General features: G+C 66.5%; 1 protein-coding gene. It reads left to right on the top strand.

From position 1 onward, the window contains the following. Positions 1 to 1,191, top strand: coding sequence for an elongation factor Tu (gene tuf, locus K9U40_RS23015; protein WP_282892405.1), 1,191 nt, complete (start codon positions 1 to 3; stop codon positions 1,189 to 1,191). Position 1,192 lies beyond the last annotated feature (1 nt).

Here is a 1,192-nt window from a genome sequence, read left to right as displayed (position 1 = left end):
ATGGCCAAAGAGAAGTTCAACCGCTCGAAGCCGCACTGCAACATCGGCACGATCGGTCACGTTGATCACGGCAAGACGTCGCTGACGGCGGCGATCACGAAGGTGCTTGCGGAGTCGGGCGGAGCGACGTTCACGGCGTACGACCAGATCGACAAGGCGCCGGAAGAGAAGGCGCGCGGCATCACCATCTCCACGGCGCACGTGGAATACGAGACCACGAACCGGCACTACGCCCACGTGGACTGCCCCGGTCACGCCGACTATGTGAAGAACATGATCACCGGCGCGGCGCAGATGGACGGCGCGATCCTGGTGGTTTCGGCGGCCGACGGCCCGATGCCGCAGACCCGCGAGCACATCCTTTTGGCCCGCCAGGTGGGCGTTCCGGCGCTGGTGGTGTTCCTGAACAAGTGCGACATGGTGGACGATCCCGAGCTGCTCGAGCTGGTGGAGCTCGAGGTGCGGGAGCTGCTGTCGAAGTACGACTTCCCCGGCGACGACATCCCGATCATCCGCGGCTCGGCGCTGGTGGCGCTGGAGAACGGCGATCCGGCGCTCGGCCGCGACGCGGTGCTGAAGCTGATGGAGGCGGTGGACGCCTACATCCCGCAGCCGGAGCGTCCGGTTGACCTGCCGTTCCTGATGCCGATCGAGGACGTGTTCTCGATCTCGGGCCGCGGCACGGTGGTGACGGGCCGCGTGGAGCGCGGGATCATCAAGGTGGGCGACGAAGTGGAGATCGTCGGCATCCGCCCGACGCAGAAGACCACGGTGACCGGCGTCGAGATGTTCCGCAAGCTGCTGGACCAGGGCCAGGCCGGCGACAACGTTGGCATCCTGGTGCGCGGCACCAAGCGCGAGGACGTGGAGCGCGGCCAGGTGGTGTGCAAGCCGGGTTCGGTGAAGCCGCACACCAAGTTCAAGGCCGAGGCCTACATCCTGACCAAGGAGGAGGGCGGCCGCCACACGCCGTTCTTCACCAACTACCGGCCGCAGTTCTACTTCCGGACCACGGACGTGACCGGGGTGTGCACGCTGCCGGAAGGCACCGAGATGGTGATGCCGGGCGACAACGTGTCCATGGACGTGGCGCTGATCGTTCCGATCGCCATGGAAGAGAAGCTGCGCTTCGCCATCCGCGAGGGTGGCCGCACGGTGGGCGCCGGCGTCGTCGCCTCCATCATCGAGTGAT

The sequence above is a fragment of the Xanthobacter autotrophicus genome, assembly GCF_030015065.1.
Taxonomy (GTDB): domain Bacteria; phylum Pseudomonadota; class Alphaproteobacteria; order Rhizobiales; family Xanthobacteraceae; genus Xanthobacter; species Xanthobacter autotrophicus_D.
The sequence above is the reverse complement of the archived record's forward strand: the minus strand, read 5'-3'. Positions and strand labels throughout refer to the sequence as shown.